At 63.7% G+C, this 17,213-nt stretch carries 12 protein-coding genes; 5 read left to right on the forward strand and 7 right to left on the reverse strand.

The genetic code is table 11. From position 1 onward, the window contains the following. Positions 1-154 precede the first annotated feature (154 nt). Positions 155-748: a flagellin gene (locus tag ACYZGB_RS09725; protein WP_462388026.1), complete on the forward strand. Its 594-nt coding sequence runs from the start codon at positions 155-157 to the stop codon at positions 746-748. 59 nt (positions 749-807) lie between these two features. On the opposite strand, the gene ACYZGB_RS09730 is transcribed toward ACYZGB_RS09725, so the two are convergent. The 4 genes from ACYZGB_RS09730 to ACYZGB_RS09745 form a co-directional block, all read right to left on the reverse strand. Then, entirely contained in the window at positions 808-2,463 is a 1,656-nt protein-coding gene (locus ACYZGB_RS09730) for a Na/Pi cotransporter family protein (protein ID WP_462388027.1), read from the reverse strand. A gap of 352 nt (positions 2,464-2,815) precedes the next feature. Continuing rightward, the gene (lspA, locus tag ACYZGB_RS09735; protein ID WP_462388028.1) at positions 2,816-3,334 is read right to left on the reverse strand and encodes a signal peptidase II; all 519 of its coding nucleotides are present in this window, start codon (positions 3,332-3,334) and stop codon (positions 2,816-2,818) included. Further along, positions 3,334-6,213 carry an isoleucine--tRNA ligase gene (gene ileS, locus ACYZGB_RS09740; protein WP_462388029.1) on the reverse strand — a complete coding sequence of 960 codons (2,880 nt, stop codon included), beginning with the start codon at positions 6,211-6,213 and terminating at the stop codon, positions 3,334-3,336. The genes lspA and ileS overlap by 1 nt, the downstream gene beginning before the upstream one ends. A gap of 109 nt (positions 6,214-6,322) precedes the next feature. After that, entirely contained in the window at positions 6,323-7,372 is a 1,050-nt protein-coding gene (locus ACYZGB_RS09745) for a bifunctional riboflavin kinase/FAD synthetase (protein ID WP_462388030.1), read from the reverse strand. A gap of 168 nt (positions 7,373-7,540) precedes the next feature. Between ACYZGB_RS09745 and ACYZGB_RS09750 the strand changes: the two genes are divergently transcribed. After that, on the forward strand, positions 7,541-8,098 hold the full coding sequence (locus ACYZGB_RS09750) for an HNH endonuclease (protein WP_462388031.1): 558 nt from the start codon (positions 7,541-7,543) through the stop codon (positions 8,096-8,098). A 55-nt stretch (positions 8,099-8,153) separates the two neighbouring features. Here ACYZGB_RS09750 and ACYZGB_RS09755 read toward each other — a convergent pair whose 3' ends face one another. Beyond that, positions 8,154-9,464: a methyltransferase domain-containing protein gene (locus tag ACYZGB_RS09755; protein ID WP_462388032.1), complete on the reverse strand. Its 1,311-nt coding sequence runs from the start codon at positions 9,462-9,464 to the stop codon at positions 8,154-8,156. Between the two features lie 140 nt (positions 9,465-9,604). Next, entirely contained in the window at positions 9,605-11,755 is a 2,151-nt protein-coding gene (locus ACYZGB_RS09760; RefSeq protein ID WP_462388033.1) for a sensor histidine kinase, read from the reverse strand. On the opposite strand from ACYZGB_RS09760, the gene ACYZGB_RS09765 reads away from it, so the two are divergent. From ACYZGB_RS09765 to ACYZGB_RS09775, 3 genes are all read left to right on the forward strand, one after another. Then, entirely contained in the window at positions 11,736-12,419 is a 684-nt protein-coding gene (locus ACYZGB_RS09765) for a response regulator transcription factor (protein WP_462388034.1), read from the forward strand. The genes ACYZGB_RS09760 and ACYZGB_RS09765 overlap by 20 nt on opposite strands. A 209-nt stretch (positions 12,420-12,628) precedes the next feature. Beyond that, entirely contained in the window at positions 12,629-15,004 is a 2,376-nt protein-coding gene (locus ACYZGB_RS09770; protein WP_462388035.1) for an IPTL-CTERM sorting domain-containing protein, read from the forward strand. A gap of 163 nt (positions 15,005-15,167) precedes the next feature. Beyond that, positions 15,168-15,659, forward strand: a complete 492-nt coding sequence (locus tag ACYZGB_RS09775) for a DUF3617 domain-containing protein (protein ID WP_462388036.1) — start codon at positions 15,168-15,170, stop codon at positions 15,657-15,659. Positions 15,660-15,760: 101 nt separating this feature from the next. Here the strand turns inward: ACYZGB_RS09775 and ACYZGB_RS09780 are convergent, their stop codons facing one another. Further along, positions 15,761-17,155 (reverse strand): alpha/beta fold hydrolase, encoded by a 1,395-nt coding sequence (locus tag ACYZGB_RS09780; RefSeq protein WP_462388037.1) that lies wholly within the window; start codon positions 17,153-17,155, stop codon positions 15,761-15,763. Positions 17,156-17,213: the final 58 nt, after the last annotated feature.

Below are 17,213 nucleotides of genomic sequence, written 5' to 3' on the forward strand. Positions count from 1 at the left end.
CTTGGCTTGCCAAGGCCGTGGGGCTCCATCTTTGCCCATTGTGCGTCTGTCAGTACCCATCGAATGCTCATCTGCCTATTGCACCATATCCCCGTGCTCGGCTGAAATGATTCTCAACAGACCCTAGTCTGCAAAGACGGGCGTAACTGCTCAGGTGAATGATGGCGAGACGGGCATCATCCTGGGCAACCGCAGTGGGAACAACATCCTGATCGGTGACCGAACGAACCAGAGCACTGGAGCCGTGGCTGTTCAGAAGATGGCGGATGACGGAGATGGAGGGCTTACGCTCGTGGGAGCATCGGCCAACCTGATGATCGGGGGGCTGGACGATGCAGTCGTCGTCAGCGGCTACCTTACGTTGGACTCCGACAAGGCGTTTGCGGTCGATGCGACCGGAACCAACGCGGTGGCCGATAACAGATCCAGCCTGGAGAAGGTGGCGGATTTGGATGTCACGACTTTTGCCAAAGCTACCAACGCGCTCAAGACGGTTGATTCGGCGCTGAGCTTCATCAACGGCGAGCGCGCCAAGCTCGGTGCCCTGCAATCGCGCTTCGAAGCCTCGATCGGCAACCTGCAGGTGACGTCTGAAAACCTGTCTTCCTCGCGCAGCCGCATCCTCGACGCCGACTTTGCCGCAGAAACCGCCAACCTCTCGCGTTCGCAGATCCTGCAGCAGGCCGGCACGGCGATGGTGGCCCAGGCCAACCAGCTGCCGCAGGGCGTGCTGGCCCTGCTGCGTTAGCGCGGCCTTGCTGCCCGCCGTGTTTGGCGGGTGTCGGCAGGTGTTCTGCCTCTCTTTTCTCAGCCCTGGTCCACCATCGTCTTGAGCCGGCTGGGCGCCAGCGCCCCGGCCGATTCAAGGATGGGGTAGGCCACCGAGCACAGCAGCGAGTTGATGCGCTTGAGTTCGCTGATCAGGTCGATGTGCAACGAGCTGGTCTCGATGCTGGGCACCGTGTTGTCCGACAGGCGCGCCAGATGGGTGGCCGAGTACGCATGCTCCAGGTCGCGGAATCGTGCTTTTTCCTCCAGCAGCTTTTGCGCATCGCGCACGCTGCCGTTCAAGAACACGCTCATCGCCAGCCGCAGGTTGTCGATCAGGCGCGCGTGCAGCTCGTTGATCTCTTCCATGCCCGCCTCGGAGAACTGGCGGCCCTTCTTGATCTTCTTGTCCTCGATGTCGATCAGCACGCGTTCGATGATGTCGCCGATCTGCTCCATATTGATCGTGAAGCTGATGATGTCGGCCCAGCGTCGGCCCTCGCGCTCGTCCAGCGCCTCGCGCGAGATTTTGGTCATGTAGTACTTGATGGCCGAGTACAGCCCGTCCACCTCGTCGTCGAGCTTGCGCAGGTCTTCGGCCAGCTGCAGGTCGTCGGTCTGTATCACCTTCTGCAGGCCCAGCAGCATGGACTCGACCACATCCGCCTGGTGCAGCGCTTCGCGCGCTGCGCAGGAGATGGCCAGCGAGGGCGTGGCCAGGGCCGAAGGGTCCAGGTGCTGGGGCCGGGTGCCTGCGGCAGCCTGGGTTTTTTCGGTGGGCAGCAGCCGCTGCACGGCACGGGCCACAGTGCCGGTGAGGCCAATGCAGACGATGCCCACGACCACGTTGAAAGCCAGGTGGAACAGCACCACCAGCGCAGCGGTTTCGGGCACATAGGGCCGCACATGCTGCAGCCATAGCCCGGTGAGCGGCGTCATGATGATCACGCCAATGATCTTGAAGAAAAGGTTGCCCAGAGGCACCTGGCGCGTCTGCACATTGGCCTTCATGGTGGTGAGCACGGCCAGCACGCCGCTGCCCAGATTGGCGCCCAGCACCAGCCCCAGCGCCACGTCGGCCGGAATGCCGCCCGAGCCCGCCAGCGCGGCGGTGAGCAGCACCGTGGCCAGGCTCGAATAGGCCACGATGGCCAGAATGGCGCCAGTGAAGATCTCCAGCAGCAGGTCGCTGGTAAGTGCGCCCAGCAGCGTGCGCACGGTGGGCGACTGAGTGAGCACGGTGGTGGACTCGGTGATCAGGCGCAGTGCCAGCAGCATCAGCCCCAGGCCGATCAGCACGCGGCCCACGCGGCCCACGGCCGTGTCCTTGCGCGAGATGAAAAGCACCACGCCGACAAAGATGAACAGCGGCGACAGCCACGACAGGTCCATCGAGAACACCACGGCCATCACGCTGGTGCCCACGTCGGCCCCCAGCATCACGGCCAGCGCGGCAGGCAGGCCCACCAGGCCCTGGCCCACAAAGGACGACACGATGAGTGCGGTGGCCGTGCTGGACTGCACTACGGCCGTCACGCCGATGCCCGAAAGCACGGCGGTGAATCGGCTGCTGACGCTGTGCGCGATGAGCTGGCGCAGGTTGGCGCCGAACACGCGCAGGATGCCGGTGCGCACCAGGTGGGTGCCCCAGATCAGCAGCGCCACGGCTGCCAGGAGATTGAGGAGATGCTTCATGAAAACCCGTTGTTTCTTCTTCTTGTGACCTGCGCAGACTTCCGCCCGGCTCCCCGGAGCCGGTGCTGCGTTCATGACCCCATTGTGCGGCGCGTGGACGCTGTTGCGGTGCCCCGTTGGCCTGTGCGGCTGTCGGCCCCCACGCGACATGCAAGAACTGCGCACGCTGGTTTGTCACAAAACTGACATATAAGCATACTCCTGATTCCATAGCGTCGGCGCAGATGTCCATGCTGAGGCAGGGGGGGCGTTGTGCTGGCACGCCTGCAGCGCAGTGGCGCAAAAACAAAAGCAAAAACAAAACGGCCCGCGTGCTGCGGGCCGTGGTGTGTGCAGTGTTGGGGGCGCTGTGTCAGCGCTCGCGCCGCATCCGCAGCAGTTCATCCAGGATCAGGCAGACCGCGCCCACGCTGATGGCCATGTCCGCCAGGTTGAAGGCCGGGAAATGCCCACCGTGGAAGATGCCCGAGAGGAAGCCCCAGTGGAAGTCCAGGAAATCCACGACGTAGCCGTGCATCAGGCGGTCCACCACGTTGCCCACCGCACCGCCCAGGATGCTGGCCAGCGAAAAACAGAACAGCTTTTGCCCCGGGTGTGCGCGCAGTTGCCAAACGATGAAGACCGTGGCCACCGCGCCTATGCCCGTGAACAGCCAGCGCTGCCAGCCCCCGGCATTGGCCAGGAACGAGAACGCCGCGCCCGTGTTGTGTGCTCGCACGATGTTGAAGAAGCTGGTGATGACCGTGGAGTCGCCCAGCCGGTAGTTGTCCAGGATCAGCGTCTTGGTAATCTGGTCGGCCACCAGCAGGACCACAGCCCAGGCCAGCCAGACCCAGATGCGCGGGCCGTTGCGTGCAGTGGTGCTCGCCATCACGCGTGGGCCCGGCTTTCGCCGTTGCCGAACAGATTGCTGGTGCAGCGGCCGCAGATGGTGGGGTGGGCGGCATCGCTGCCCACGTCACTGCGGTAGTGCCAGCAGCGCTCACATTTGGCATCAGAACTGGGGTTCACGAGGATCTGCAGATCGTTTCCAGCTATCAATTCAATAGCAGAAGTGATGAACACGAACTTCAGGTCGTCGCCCAGGCTGGCCAGCAGCGCATGGTCTTCCGGTGCTGCGGTGAGTTGCACCACGGCCTGCAGGGATGAGCCTACCTTGCCATCGGCACGCAAGGTTTCGATTTCCTTGTTCACCACGTCGCGGATCTCGCGCAGGCGCGCCCACTTGGCCAGCAGGCCTTCGTCGGCACCCGCACCCACACCGGCCACGTTGCCGTAGGTTTCCAGGAAGATGGAGTCGGAGCTGCCAAATACCTTCCACGCCTCTTCGGCAGTGAAGGACAGGAACGGCGCCATCCAGCGCAGCATGGCGTGGGTGATGTTGTAGAGCGCGGTCTGTGCGCTGCGGCGTGCCAGGCTCTTGGGCGCCGTGGTGTACAGGCGGTCCTTGAGCACGTCCAGGTAGAAGCCGCCCAGGTCTTCCGAGCAGTACAGCTGCAGCTTGGCCACCACGGGGTGGAATTCGTAGACCTTGTAGTGCGCAAGCACCGTGGCCTGGAACTCGGATGCGCGGGTGAGCGCGTAGCGGTCGATCTCCAGCATCTGGTTGAACGGCACGGCGTCCTGGGCCGGGTCGAAGTCGCTCACATTGGCCAGCAAAAAGCGCAGCGTGTTGCGGATGCGGCGGTAGGCGTCCACCACACGCGCCAGGATTTTCTCGTCGCCCGCGATGTCGCCCGAGTAGTCGCTCGCGGCCACCCACAGGCGGATGATCTCGGCGCCCAGCTTCTTGTTGATCTCTTGCGGGTCGATGCCGTTGCCCAGCGACTTGCTCATCTTGCGGCCCTGGCTGTCCACGGTGAAGCCATGGGTCAGCAGGCCGCGATAGGGCGTGCGGCCTTCCAGCGCCGATGCCAGCAGCAGCGAACTGTGGAACCAGCCCCGGTGCTGGTCATGGCCTTCCAGGTACAGGTCGGCCTCTGGGCCCGTGTCGTGGTGCACGTTGGGGTGCGTGCCGCGCAGCACATGGCTGAAGGTGGAGCCGGAGTCGAACCACACTTCGAGGATGTCAGTGCTCTTGGTGTAGTGCGGTGCATCGGCTGCGCCGAGGATTTCTTCGGTCGTCACGCGGCTCCAGGCCTCGATGCCGCCCTTTTCGACAATGTCGGCCGCCTGGTCCATGATTTCCATGGTGCGCGGGTGCAACTCGCCCGAGTCCTTGTGCAAAAAGAACGGGATGGGCACACCCCAGCTGCGCTGGCGCGAGATGCACCAGTCGGGCCGCCCGGCGATCATGTCGTGCAAGCGGACCTTGCCGTTCTCGGGGTAGAAGCTGGTGTGCTCGATGGCGTCCAGGGCGATCTGGCGCAGCGTCTTGGCGGGCTTCATGCCTGCTTTAGTGAACACGCCTTCGCCTTCGTCCATGCGGATGAACCACTGGGCGGCCGCGCGGTAGATCACGGGTGTCTTGTGGCGCCAGCAGTGCGGGTAGCTGTGCGTGATGTCCTTGGTGGTCATCAGGCGGCCCGCGTTGCGCAGCGCTTCGATGATCACCGGCACAGCCTTCCAGATGTGCAGGCCGCCGAACAGCGGGAAATCGGCCGCATAGGTGCCGTTGCCTTGCACGGGGTTCAGGATCTCGTCCAGCGCCATGCCATGCGCGCGGCAGGAGTTGAAGTCTTCCAGGCCGTAGGCAGGGGAGGAGTGCACGATACCGGTGCCGTCATCGGCCGTGGCGTAGTCGGCCAGGTACACGGGCGAAAGGCGCTTGTAACCCTGGGTTCCGTCCTCGCTCTTCACGTCGTACAGCGGGTGTTCAAACTCCAGGCCGCCCAGGTTCTTGCCCAGGGTGGTGGCCAGTACGCTGCCCGTGAGGCCGTAACGCTCCAGGCACGAGGCCACCAGCGGCTCGGCCACGAGCAGGATGCGCTCGCCTGTGTCCACCAGTGCGTAGCTGATCTCGGGGTTCAGGTTCAGCGCCTGGTTGGCAGGGATGGTCCAGGCAGTGGTGGTCCAGATGACCACAAACGCGTCCTTGGCCAGTGCGGGCAGCCCGAAGGCGGCGGCCAGCTTGGCAGGCTCGTGCGCCTTGAAAGCCACGTCCAGCGTGGTGCTCTTCTTGTCTTGGTACTCGATCTCAAACTCGGCCAGCGACGAGCCGCAGTCAAAGCACCAGTAAACGGGCTTGAGGCCTCGGTACACAAAGCCACGCTCCATCACGCGCTTGAAGGCGCGGATTTCGCCCGCCTCGTTGGCGGGGTTCATGGTCTTGTAGGGGTTGTCCCATTCGCCCAGCACGCCCAGGCGCTTGAAGTCCACCATCTGCTGCTCGATCTGCTCTGTGGCGAACGCGCGGCTCTTGGCCTGCATGTCGTCGCGGCTCAGGTTGCGGCCGTGTTTCTTTTCGATGGCGTTTTCGATCGGCAGGCCGTGGCAGTCCCAGCCGGGCACGTACAGCGCGTCAAAGCCTTCCAGCTGGCGCGCCTTGGTGATCATGTCCTTCAGGATCTTGTTGACCGCGTGGCCCATGTGGATCTGGCCGTTGGCGTAGGGCGGGCCGTCGTGAAGAATGAACTTGGGGGCACCCCGGCGGGCGTCGCGCAGGCGCTTGTAGGTGCCCTGGTCTTCCCATTCCTTGACCCAGCCCGGCTCGCGCTTGGGCAGGTCGCCACGCATGGGGAAGGGGGTGTCGGGCAGATTCAGCGTGCTGCGGTAATCCGTGGAGGGAGTGCTGGCGTTGTCGTCGGACATGAGGGAGCCTTAAAAACGGGGCATTCCGGGGCAAGGCCCGGAGCAAAAACGGGGTTGGAGCGCTAAAGATGACGGGCCCGTCAGGCGGGCGCTGCGCGAAGCAGCTCCCTCAAATTCGGTCGCGGGTGGTCTGGCGCCGGGTTTCGGTGTGGTTGTGTGCCTGGGCCGAGGCAAAGTAGGCACGCGCATCGGCGCAGTCTTTGGCGATGCCCTTTGTCAGGGCGTCCAGACCGTCGTATTTCAGCTCGTCGTGCAGTTTGTGTAGCAGTTCCACGCGCACGATTTTACCGTACGCCCCCTCGGGGCCCAGATCGGCAGGCCAGTGCAGGCAATGGGTTTCCAGCAGCACACGGCCGCCGTTCACATCGTTCGGGTCCAGCGAAGGGCGCACGCCCAGGTTGGCAACACCCGGCAAAGGCTCGGCGGCGAGGCCATGCACCAGCACCGCAAAGATGCCGCTGGCAGCGGGTTTCCAGTGCGCAAAACGCAGGTTCAGGGTGCGAAAGCCGTCACCGGCTCCACCGGCGGTAGCGCCCAACTCGCGCCCCAGCTTGCGTCCGTGCACCACATGGCCGCTGATGGTGTAGGGCCGCCCCAGCAGGCGCGCTGCTGCTTCCATGTCGCCTGCGGCCAGGGCCTGGCGCACGGCGGAGCTGGACACCCGCAGCCCATGTACCTCGTAGCTGTTCATGCGCGCCACATCAAAGCCCTTGGCTTGACCTGCCGCGTCGAGCATGGAATAGTCGCCTGCGCGCTGGCGGCCAAAGCGGAAGTCGTCGCCCACCAGCACGTAGCGGGCGCCCAGGCCGCGCACCAGCACCTCGTCGATGAAAGCTTCGGGCGACTGGGCGGCCAGCCGGGCGTCAAAAGGCAGCACCACGGTCTGCTGCACACCGCAGCGTGCCAGCTCGGTCAGCTTGTCGCGCAGCGTGCCCACGCGCGCGGGAGCGAGTTCCGGCTTGTTGTGAACCCCTGCAAAGTAGTCCCTCGGGTGCGGCTCGAAAGTCAGCACGCAGCTTTCCACGCCCCGGTGCGCGGCCTCGCTGTTCAGCAGGGCCAGCATGGCCTGGTGGCCCCGGTGTACACCATCGAAATTGCCGATGGTCAGCGCACAGGCATTGGCAATGCCAGGGTGGTGGAATCCGCGAAAGATCTTCATCGGTTTGTTATCTTTTTGATAGCAGCATGCGCAGGACCATCAAGCGCAGGACGCCAATTTGTCATGAAAACGGAGTATATTGTGACCCACGGCTGGCCCCGCGCAGGGCTGCCCGCGAGACATCTGCGTTCCGATTCCTTGTGTACTTTGTGTTCCAGGAGGCGTGTTTTGAAGGTCTTGAAGCTGTCAGCCCAAGGGCTGCCCCAATCGTGGATTTCGCTGGAGCAGGCGGTGATTCATTACGCCGCCGGGGAAGTGCGCTGGGAGTCCGGCGCCCAGATTGCCCGGTTCCGGGGCGGGCACAACGCCATCACGGGTGAACAATCGGTGATTGCCATCAACAGCATCATCGGCACCAAGGGTGTGCCCAGCATCAACCCGTTCGACCTGAAACCCAGCCTCACCAACAGCAAGCTGTTTGCCCGCGACCGCAACGTGTGCGCCTACTGCGGCGGCCATTTCCATGAGGAACACCTGACGCGCGAGCACATCGTGCCCTTTGCCCGCAACGGCCAGGACCACTGGATGAACGTGGTCACGGCCTGCCGCCCGTGCAACCACCGCAAGGGCCCGCGCACCCCTGAGCAGGCGCACATGCCGCTGCTGTACACCCCCTACGTGCCCAGCCTGTGGGAGGATTTCATCTTGCGCAACCGGCGCATCCTGGCCGATCAGATGGATTTTCTGATGGCGCATGTCCCCAAGTCTTCACGGCTGCTGGCGTGACGCCCTGACACCCGGCTGGGCCCGGGTGGTCAGGGATTTTTGATGCACGAAGGCGTCAGGCGGCCTTGCAAGCGGTCACCACGAAACCGTTCACGGGTTGGTGGTTTTCCTCGCGCAGTTCGGTGTCCCGCACTTCCACTGTGGCAAAGCCTGCGGCTTGGCACAGGGCTTCGATGTGGCTGCGTTTGTGGGCGTAGCGGCCGGAGGGCTGCAGCACCAGGTCGGCGCCTTGTTCGGGGGCAGTCTCGAACGAGAAAACCATCATGCCGCCCGGTGCCAGCACGCGCAACGCATTGGGAATCGCCTCCGTCACGTCACCGGCGTAGATGAACACGTCCAGCGCCGCGATCACCTGGTAGAGGCCATCGGGCGTCTCGCGCAGGGCATCGTGCAGGTTGACGGTGTGGAAACGGTCGTACACGTTGTGGCGCGCCGCCTGCTCGATCATCTTCATCGACGGGTCCACGCCCACCAGTGCGCCGTCCAGGCGGCCCAGGCACACACCCAGCAGGCCGGTGCCGCAACCCAGATCCAGCACATTGATTTTCTTTTCGGGGTGGCGCGCCAGGATCTGGTCGCCCACCTGCTTGGGCAACTGGTACTTGAGGCCCCGCACCATGTGCAAGTCGTAAAACTCTGCCATGTTGTCAAACATCGGGCGTGTCAGCTCAGCGGGTTGCTGCCCGGGAGTTTCACCGCGCGCCAGCTGTGCGTAGTACTGATAGACCGCGTCGTCTGGCGCCAGATTCAGCAAGGCTGCGGTGTTCTGTTCGGCGTCGGCCGGCTTGCCTGCGGCAATGCAGGCCTGCACGCGTCCAATCAGGGCCTGGGAATCCTGAGGGTTCTCTGCCACGAGCGCGTTCCACAGTGCCAGGGACTCCTCGTGCTGGCCCAGGCCGCTCAGGTCGGCGGCCAGCAGGCGCCGAAGCATCACGTCGCCAGGTACCAGTTCCAGGCCTCGGCGAAGGTGGCGGATCGCCATTTCGGAATGGCCTGCGCGGTGTGCAATGTCCACCACGCCAGCCAGAACCTGCAGGTTCCGGGGCTCGATCAGTGCAACCTTTTCAGCGGATTCTACCGCCTCCTTGAACTGGTTCTGGCGGGCGAGCAGAAGCGCCAACTCCAGCAGGCCTGGCCCCCAGTCCGGGGCCAGCGACACCGATTTGCGCAGGGCTTCAAACGCACCCTTCACGTTGCCAGCCTTTTCTGCCAGCAGGCCACCCAGCATGAAAACGCGCGGGTCTTGCGGCCATTGGGCGTTGGCCTTGTTGAGCGTCTGCGCCGCATTCTTGAGGTCGCCATTGGCAATCTGTTCGCGTGCCTTGGTCAGATATTTGAGGTTGGGGTCGGTCGCTGTAGCGCTCATGGGGTGCTGGATGGTTGCAAACGGACCGCTGCGCGGTCTGCCAGGCTCTGCGAGCCCGTAAACATAAGGAGGAATGGGTGGCGAATTATCCAGGATTCCTGCGGCAGGACCTTGGGGATAGGTGCCGGCTGCGCGGCCACTCAACCCTGCTCGATGCGCTGGGCTTGCAGTGACAGCGTGAAACAGGTGCCTTCTCCCACTGTGGATTCGACGGTAATGTCGCCACCATGCAGGCGCGCCACCCTGCGTGCCACCCACAGTCCCAGGCCAAACCCTCTGCTTTGGTCGGTGCGGTCACCCCGTTCAAACCGCTCAAAGATCCGGTTCATGACATCGAGTGACATGCCGGAGCCTTCGTCCGCCACTGAAATATCCAGGAGCCCTGATTCTCCTTTGCGTGCCGCGATAATAATCTCACCCGCTGCGGCGTACTTCACGGCGTTGTCCACCAGGTTGGACAGTGCGATGTGTACCAGCGTCGCATCGCACACCCACTCCTCGGGGGCAGAGTCGGTAAACAGCTGCAAGTGATGGCGTGGAGACCAATGCACCAGTTGTGCCGCGTGCTGCAACAGATCGCTCACTTTGGTGGGTGAGGCCTGCAGCGAGAATCCCGCGCTATCCAATCTTTCATTGATCAGGCAACTGTCTACCAATGACGTGAGACGCCTGCAGGCCCTGCGGATCTGTGCTGCCCGGTCAGTCTGGGATGGGAGATCGGGCGAGGGAAAGGTCTGTTGTTCCGCTGCCGCACTGTCTATAACCGCCAGCGGGGTTCTGAACTCATGGCTGATCATGTGAAAGAACTGCTTTTGCTCATCCCGCAGGGTCCGCTCGTTCTCCAGGGCCTGGCCCAGGGCCGTTTGGGCCTCCGAGAGCTGAGCGGTGCGCCGCTCGATGCGTTCCTCCAGCGAGTGTTCAGACAGGGCAAGCCGCTCGATGGCCCGGTCCTTGTCCAGTTGCGCCTGCCGATACCGTGCCACCATACCAACAAAAAAAGCGATGGCGAGAAAACTGGTGAAGGCGATGGTTTCCAGTTGCCAGAGCGAGGTGGCATCTGTCCTCAATGGGACCAGTCCTGTCATGAGGATGACGATGGGAACCGCTCCCAAGCCTTGCAGGCCATAGGCAGCGAGCAGCAGAGCATGCGCAGCGATGCGATCTCGCTGTCGCAATGCCAGCAAGCAAATGGCCACGCCCGTCACGTCGCCGGTGAGCAGGGAGACCAGGTTGACCCATGCCACGGCTGGGTAAAACCCTAGCGGCACGCTCAATGTGCCGAGCAAATTCAGAGCGATCAGGAATGTGAGGAGTCTGTCGGCCCCGCGGTAGCGGGTTCCGCGCGCCAGCTGTTCTTTGATCTGCCAAGCCAGCGTGGCAGGCAGTAGAAATGCCCCTATGCCCACGGCATGGCTGGCCCACACCGTGAATTCGTCCGGCGACCAGAGGCTGCCGTAGCCGCGCACATTGAAGATATGAATGGCGCTGATGGTTCCCAGCACGGCCAGCGAGAACAGCGCACGCGTGCGGAAAATGGCAGTCGCCGCCCAAATACAGACGAGCAAGATCGCCGTGGCACCAAAGTACAGCCCCATGCCCCGCTCGGATCGGGCAAGTTCTGCCGCTAGCGCCTCCGTGGTGAGCACCTCTGCCTGGAACTGTACGGCGCTGGTGGTCTGGATTCGAACCAGGGCTGTTTGGCCGGGGGCCAAGCGAAAGAGGTGTTGCCGGGTGCCTACTTTCTGGTTCGTCGGCACCAAGTCTCCGCTGATTTGTGCGAGCCACTCGCCATCAACACCCTTCTGGTAAAGGGTCACGAAGTCGAGATAGGTGGGTTGGGCGAGCAGCCAGAGGCCCTCCTTCCCGGAGTCCAGGGCGCGTACTGGGACCTCAAACCGAAGCCATACGGTGTGGCCCAGATACCCGGCGTTCAAGGGGGTGCTCAGCCGGGATGTCATGGCGCTCACCTCGGTGGTAGCCACGGCATCGGGCCCGAGATGACCAAGTGGGTCATCCAGTCTGTCCATGGGAATGTCCCAGCCTAGCTGGGCGGTGGCGAACAGCGTGGAAGACCGGGCTGTTGCAGGCCACAAGGCGATCACCACAAGCAGGCAGACCCACAGCGCAGCCAGCCAGCAGCACGCCATATGAGATTGGATTGGAGGTGAGTTGGCTGTGAGTTTTCGTGAGTTGTTGTGCATGGCTGGCTCGTCGATGCGCTGACACAATGGTACGTAGCCAAATGTTTCGGACCCACCATCTATTCCTGTCATGTCTGCAGAACCGATCATCGCAGTCGTAGAAGACGACGAAGACATACGCAGCAATGTGTGTCGGTTTCTCGGGCGCTCGGGCTTCCAGTCCTGGGGGGCAGATTCCGCTGAGGATTTTTATGTCCGCCTATTGCGCAGCCGTGCCGATCTGGTGGTCATTGACATCGGATTGCCCGGCGAGGATGGCTTGAGTCTGCTGACCCGATTGGCTGCGCAGGGTGTGCCTACCGTGCTGATGACGGCCCGCGCGGATCTGGACAGCCGGATCAAGGGGCTGGAGGCCGGTGCCTTGCAGTATTTCGTCAAGCCGGTCGATATGCAGGAGCTGGTTGCAGGCATTCGGTCCCAGTTGCGCAACAAGCAATTGCATGGCGGCGGCGAAGCGATGGCAGCCGTGCCATGGCAGCTGGACCCTTCGAGCGCAACCTTGCGGGCCCCCAATCAACAGACCGTGGCCCTCACGACCCGGGAGCTGGAGCTTCTGTCGTGCCTCATGCAGACACGGGGCGCGGTGGTGAGCAAGCAAGCCCTGGTGCAGGCCGTGGGGGGGCGGGCGCTGGATGACGATTTCCACCGCATCGAGTCCGCTTTGACCCGACTGCGCCGTAAGACCCTCGAAGCCACTGGCACGCCTTTGCCGGTGCGCTCGGTGTTTGGCAAAGGGCTTGTCTTAGTGCCTTAGAAGAGCCATTGCTGGGGTGCCATCGGTTGCACCGGTGCTGCACCGCGCCACTGTCCCAATCCCAAAAAGCCTTTGATCGATGGCCTCACGGCCGCCGAGGGGAGAGGCTTGCCTGCGGGCCAGGGTGTTCGTGTGAAGAGTGTTTCGTTCGTGTGAGTCTGCCCACGGCCACGAGTGTCGGACGTGGATCTACCAAGAGGGGGAATGTGTTGAAAACGATCATTGTTTGGAAAGCCGCGCGGGCTTTGGCCCGCAGTTGCCTGCGAGGGGTTTTGACGGCCAGTGCAGGGGTGCTGTGTGCAGCCTCTGTAGCGCATGGGGGTGTGGTCAACGGCGATTTCGAAGCCGGCGACTTCACTGGCTGGACGGTGACGCATTACCGCAACAACGGTATCGCTACCTTCCCTCCCACCCAGAAAAGCCACCTCAACCTGCAGCCGCCTGTCGCGGCGCCTGTGACCCAGGTGGTAAACACGGCATCCGGGACGCCTGCCAATGCGCCAGACGCCCCGGGGCAGGCGATCACCATTCCTTTTCAAGGCTCTTACAGCGCGCGTGTCAATGCGCGTGGCAACAACAACCGGGCCAGTGGCATTCAACAGTCGGCACAAATGGCCTTGTCGGATGTGGATCCCGTCGATGGCAAGGTGCACCTGCGCATGGCGGTGGCACCGGTGATTCAAGATGGGGGTCACAACCCCAACGAGCAGGCCTACTTCTATGTGGAAGTGCGCAATGTCACCAAGGGCACGCGCCTCTTCTACACCTTCAACTTCGCGGCCCAGCCAGGTGTTCCCTGGCAGGCCGTGGGCGGCTACCAGTACACAGGGTGGCAGGCGATTGATGTGGCGCCCGGCAGCGGGTTGCTGGATGTGGGCGATACCGTCGAGGTGGAGATCATCGCGGCAGGGTGCAGCCAAGGCGGCCATTCGGGTGAGGTCTACGTGGACTCGATCGGGCCGTTTTTCGCGGGTCTCCTGGTGTCTGCAACCGGGCCGACCACGGCGCAGCCCAGCGACAACGTGACCTACACCTACACTTACAGCAACAACAGCGGGGTGATGGTGTTCAACAGCCAGGTCAGTGCCACCAGTCCGCAGATTCGCAACAACACCAACACCGCGACCATTGATGCTGTCTTCCAGTCAGTGAGTGTGCCTGCGGGGGCGTCCTGCACCACGCCGGCCGTGGGATCTGCTGGCACGGTGACCTGCGATTTCGGCTCTTTGGTCGATCACCAGAGTGGGACCTTCCAGATCGTCTGGGGCATTCCTGCCAATGCGAGCACGACCAGCCCGAACAATTCGCTGAATCACGGCACGTACTCCATGTCCGCCACGGGCGCCAGCACGGTGCTGGGCCCCATGGTGCAAACGCAGGTGGTGAGCGGCGCCACGCTCACCGACCTTGTGGTCTCCGTGACCGACGGTGCATCGGCCAGTGCGGTGGGCAGCACGCCCACCTACACGGTGGTGGTGACCAACAATGGCCCCTCGCCCGTGATCGGCGCCACCCTGACCCAGCCCACCGTTTCGGGCCTGACCGTAGGGAGCTGGACCTGCAGCGGTGCGGGCGGCGGTGCCTGCCAGGCAGGTGCTCCTGCTGCAGGCGCATTGCCCGGTGGCGGTGTCTTGCTGGATATCCCGGTGGGCGGCAGCGTCACCCTCACGTTTGGAGCGACGGTGACGGGCCCCACGTCTACGTCCACAGTCTTCAACATCGCGCCCCCGGCAGGTGTCACAGACAACAACACGGCCAACAACACGGCGGGTGACACCAACTCTGCGGCTGCAACCTTGCACAACCTGACCCTGACCAAGTCGGGGGCGGGCAGTGGAACGGTGGTCAGTGTTCCTGCTGGCATGAACTGCGGCGCCACCTGCGCCATGCCCGTAGCCGATGGTGGCCAGGCAATCCTCACGGCGACGGCAGCCGCAGGTAGCATTTTCACGGGCTGGTCGGGCGCGTGCACTGGAACGACCAACCCGTGTACGGTGCCGGCGATGACGGCCAACGCGGCCGTGACAGCCAACTTCGCGTTGTCAGCCACCGTCACCATGACATCCGGTGCCGGTGGGACCGTATCGCCCGGAACCTCGCGCACCGTGGCTGTGGGCGGTTCCGTGACCTATACGCTGACCCCGGGTGCGGGGAACATCCCCAGCGCGAGCGGCACGTGCAATGGCGTGCTCACAGGCAACACCTACACGATCAATCCTGTGACTGCAGACTGCAACGTGGCCTTCAGCTTCGCGGCCTTGTCCGTGACGGCCAGCGCGGGTCCTAACGGAACCGTGACGCCATTGGGGGTGACCAACGTTGCCGCGCCCGGCAATACCGTGGTGTACACCGTGACACCCAGCCCGGGCTATACCGCGCGGGTCGCTTCGGGGGGCAGCGCTTGTGGTGGCAACTTGGTGGGCAACACCTACACAACCAATCCGATCAATGCGTCCTGCACGGTGGCGTTTTCGTTTGTGATGGTGCCGACCTCCATTCCTACCTTGTCAGAATGGGGCCTGCTGATCCTGTCGGCTTTGATGGCGCTGTTCTTTGTGGGCATGCACCGCCGCCAGATGCGCTGAGCTGATTTCAGCCCGGTGTGATGAATCGGGTTCGGTGGTGCCGTGTGCCGCCGAACCCTTTTCTTTTTTTGCTTTGAAGGGTAGAGCGATGAATCGAGCGATGTACAGGATTTGCGCACCGTGGGTGGCTGGCCTGGGGGTTCTGGCGTTCGCTGCAGGGCCTGTGTTTGCCCAGACGCAGTCTCTGCCGGTGAGAAAACCCGGACTGTGGGAGGTCACGATCCGGGGCCCGGGCGATTCCATGATGCGGCAACAGAAAGTGCAGCAATGCACCAGTGAAGAGGCCGAATCCATCATGTTGCTGTCCGTGGTGCCTGGCCAGGAACACTGCCATGACGTGGCCGTGAAGAAGTCAGGAAAGGGGCATGCAATACGCACCACTTGCTACGTGCACGACAACCGGGTGGAGGCCGTCGTGGAACTGTCGGGAGACTTGCAGGCCGCCTATCGGGGAGTCTTTGAGGTGAAGTACTCCAAGCCGGTGCGCTTCAACCCTGGCCGGACAGAGTTTGAGGGGCGCTGGCTGGGTGCGTGCAAGGGGGGCCAGCGCGCGGGAGACATGTTGCTGCCAAACGGCGCAACGGTGAACGTGGTGGACGACCGCAAACGTGCCGAAACCCACGGGCACCAGGGGCATGAAGGGCACAAACACTGAAGGTGCGGAGCACAAGGGGCGTACTGCGCGGGCACCAGCTTCACCCTCAGTATGAGAGGCAGGCCAAAGTTGCGCGGCAATGCGCAGCCTCCGGCGCTGGGCTACTGGCTGATTTCCAGCATCACCACACGCCCCTGCGAGGCAGGCCAGGTCTGGCCCACCACGCGTTCGCCGTTGAACTCGGCTGCAATCGTGCGCTGCCCGCCCGAGGGCTTGACCTTGGCTGCCGCCACGCCCGCGCCTGCAGGCACACCCGCCGGTGCCGCGCCATCCAGCAGCATCTTGTCGCGCGCCGGGTCCAGGTAGCCCCGGGGGCGGGTCAGGGTGACGATGGATTCGGCAGACTTGTCTGCGTCGGCCATGCGCTCTGCGCGCAGGTGGATGAGGTTGCTGCTGCGCGGGAAGCCGCTGCGGTAGATGTGGGTCGTGGCGTAGCCGGGCGCTGAAATCACGAACTCGGTGGGGGTGCCAGGCGGGATGCTCAACGGCCCCCACACGCCGTCGGCCCCCACGGTCTTGCGCAGCAGTGGCGGGCCGCTGCGGGCGCCTGTGGCGTCGTCGGTGGCATACACCTCCAGCTGGGCGCCTGCCAGCGGCAGGTTGTTGCTGAAGTTGCCCGTCTTCGCATCGGCCGGGTCTACGCCCAGGCCGGTGACCTTGCCGTTCAGCACCACCTGCTTTTCTGCGGCGATGGTCGTGGCCTGCGGAGCCTTGCCGGTGATGAACCGGTAGGTGGCTTCAAAGGCGGCGGGCGAGTACGAGGTTTCGCGGTGGTCGATGCGCGGGATCACCACATTGACCGCGCCTTTCAGCTCGGGCCCGGCAGCCGTCACGTTGGTGGGCGTGCCTTTCTGGCCGATCCACAGGCCGTCGGGTTGCGCGAACTTGTCGTTGTTGTCCGAGCGGATGGTCATCCACCGCACGGGGCCGTTGACTTCGTCACCGGCGGCGTTCTTGGGGGCGTTCAGGCCCTTGAGGAACGGGCCCGTGCCCGAGAACTCGCTGCCTTCGCGCACCCCGGGGGTTGCCCACACGCCGTGGTTGGGGGTGCCGCCCAGAATGGCGTGGCTCACGGTTGCAGCGCCACCGCCGTTATAGATGTAGTTGCGGATGGCGTTGCCACCGCGCGAGTTGCCCACCAGCACGACCTTGCTGGCGCCCGTGGCCTTGAGCACCTTGTCCACCTCAGCCTTGAGGTAGGCCATGTGCTCTGCGGTCGAGGTGCGGCCCGGCTGGGGCTTGGTGTCATCGTCGCGCGAGAGCGGGTAGGGCACATCGATGGCATGCAGGCGCTCACGTGGCCAGCCGTTGGATTCAAACCGCCACACGGTGGTCTGCCACAGCGCGGCGGTGTCGCCATTGCCGTGCACAAAAACGATGGGCGGGGCCTCGGCCAGGCCGGGGCTCTGGGTGGCGCAACCGGCCAGGGCCAGGGTGGCTGCCGCAGCGGCGGTGGCGAGGAGGAGGGATCGGCGTTGCAGCCACAGCGTGTTCATCGGAAGGTCTCCTGAAAGAAAAAATGCCCGTGAGCCGGTCAGCCCACGAGCATTGCAC

This window comes from Acidovorax sp. Q11, from assembly GCF_054950075.1.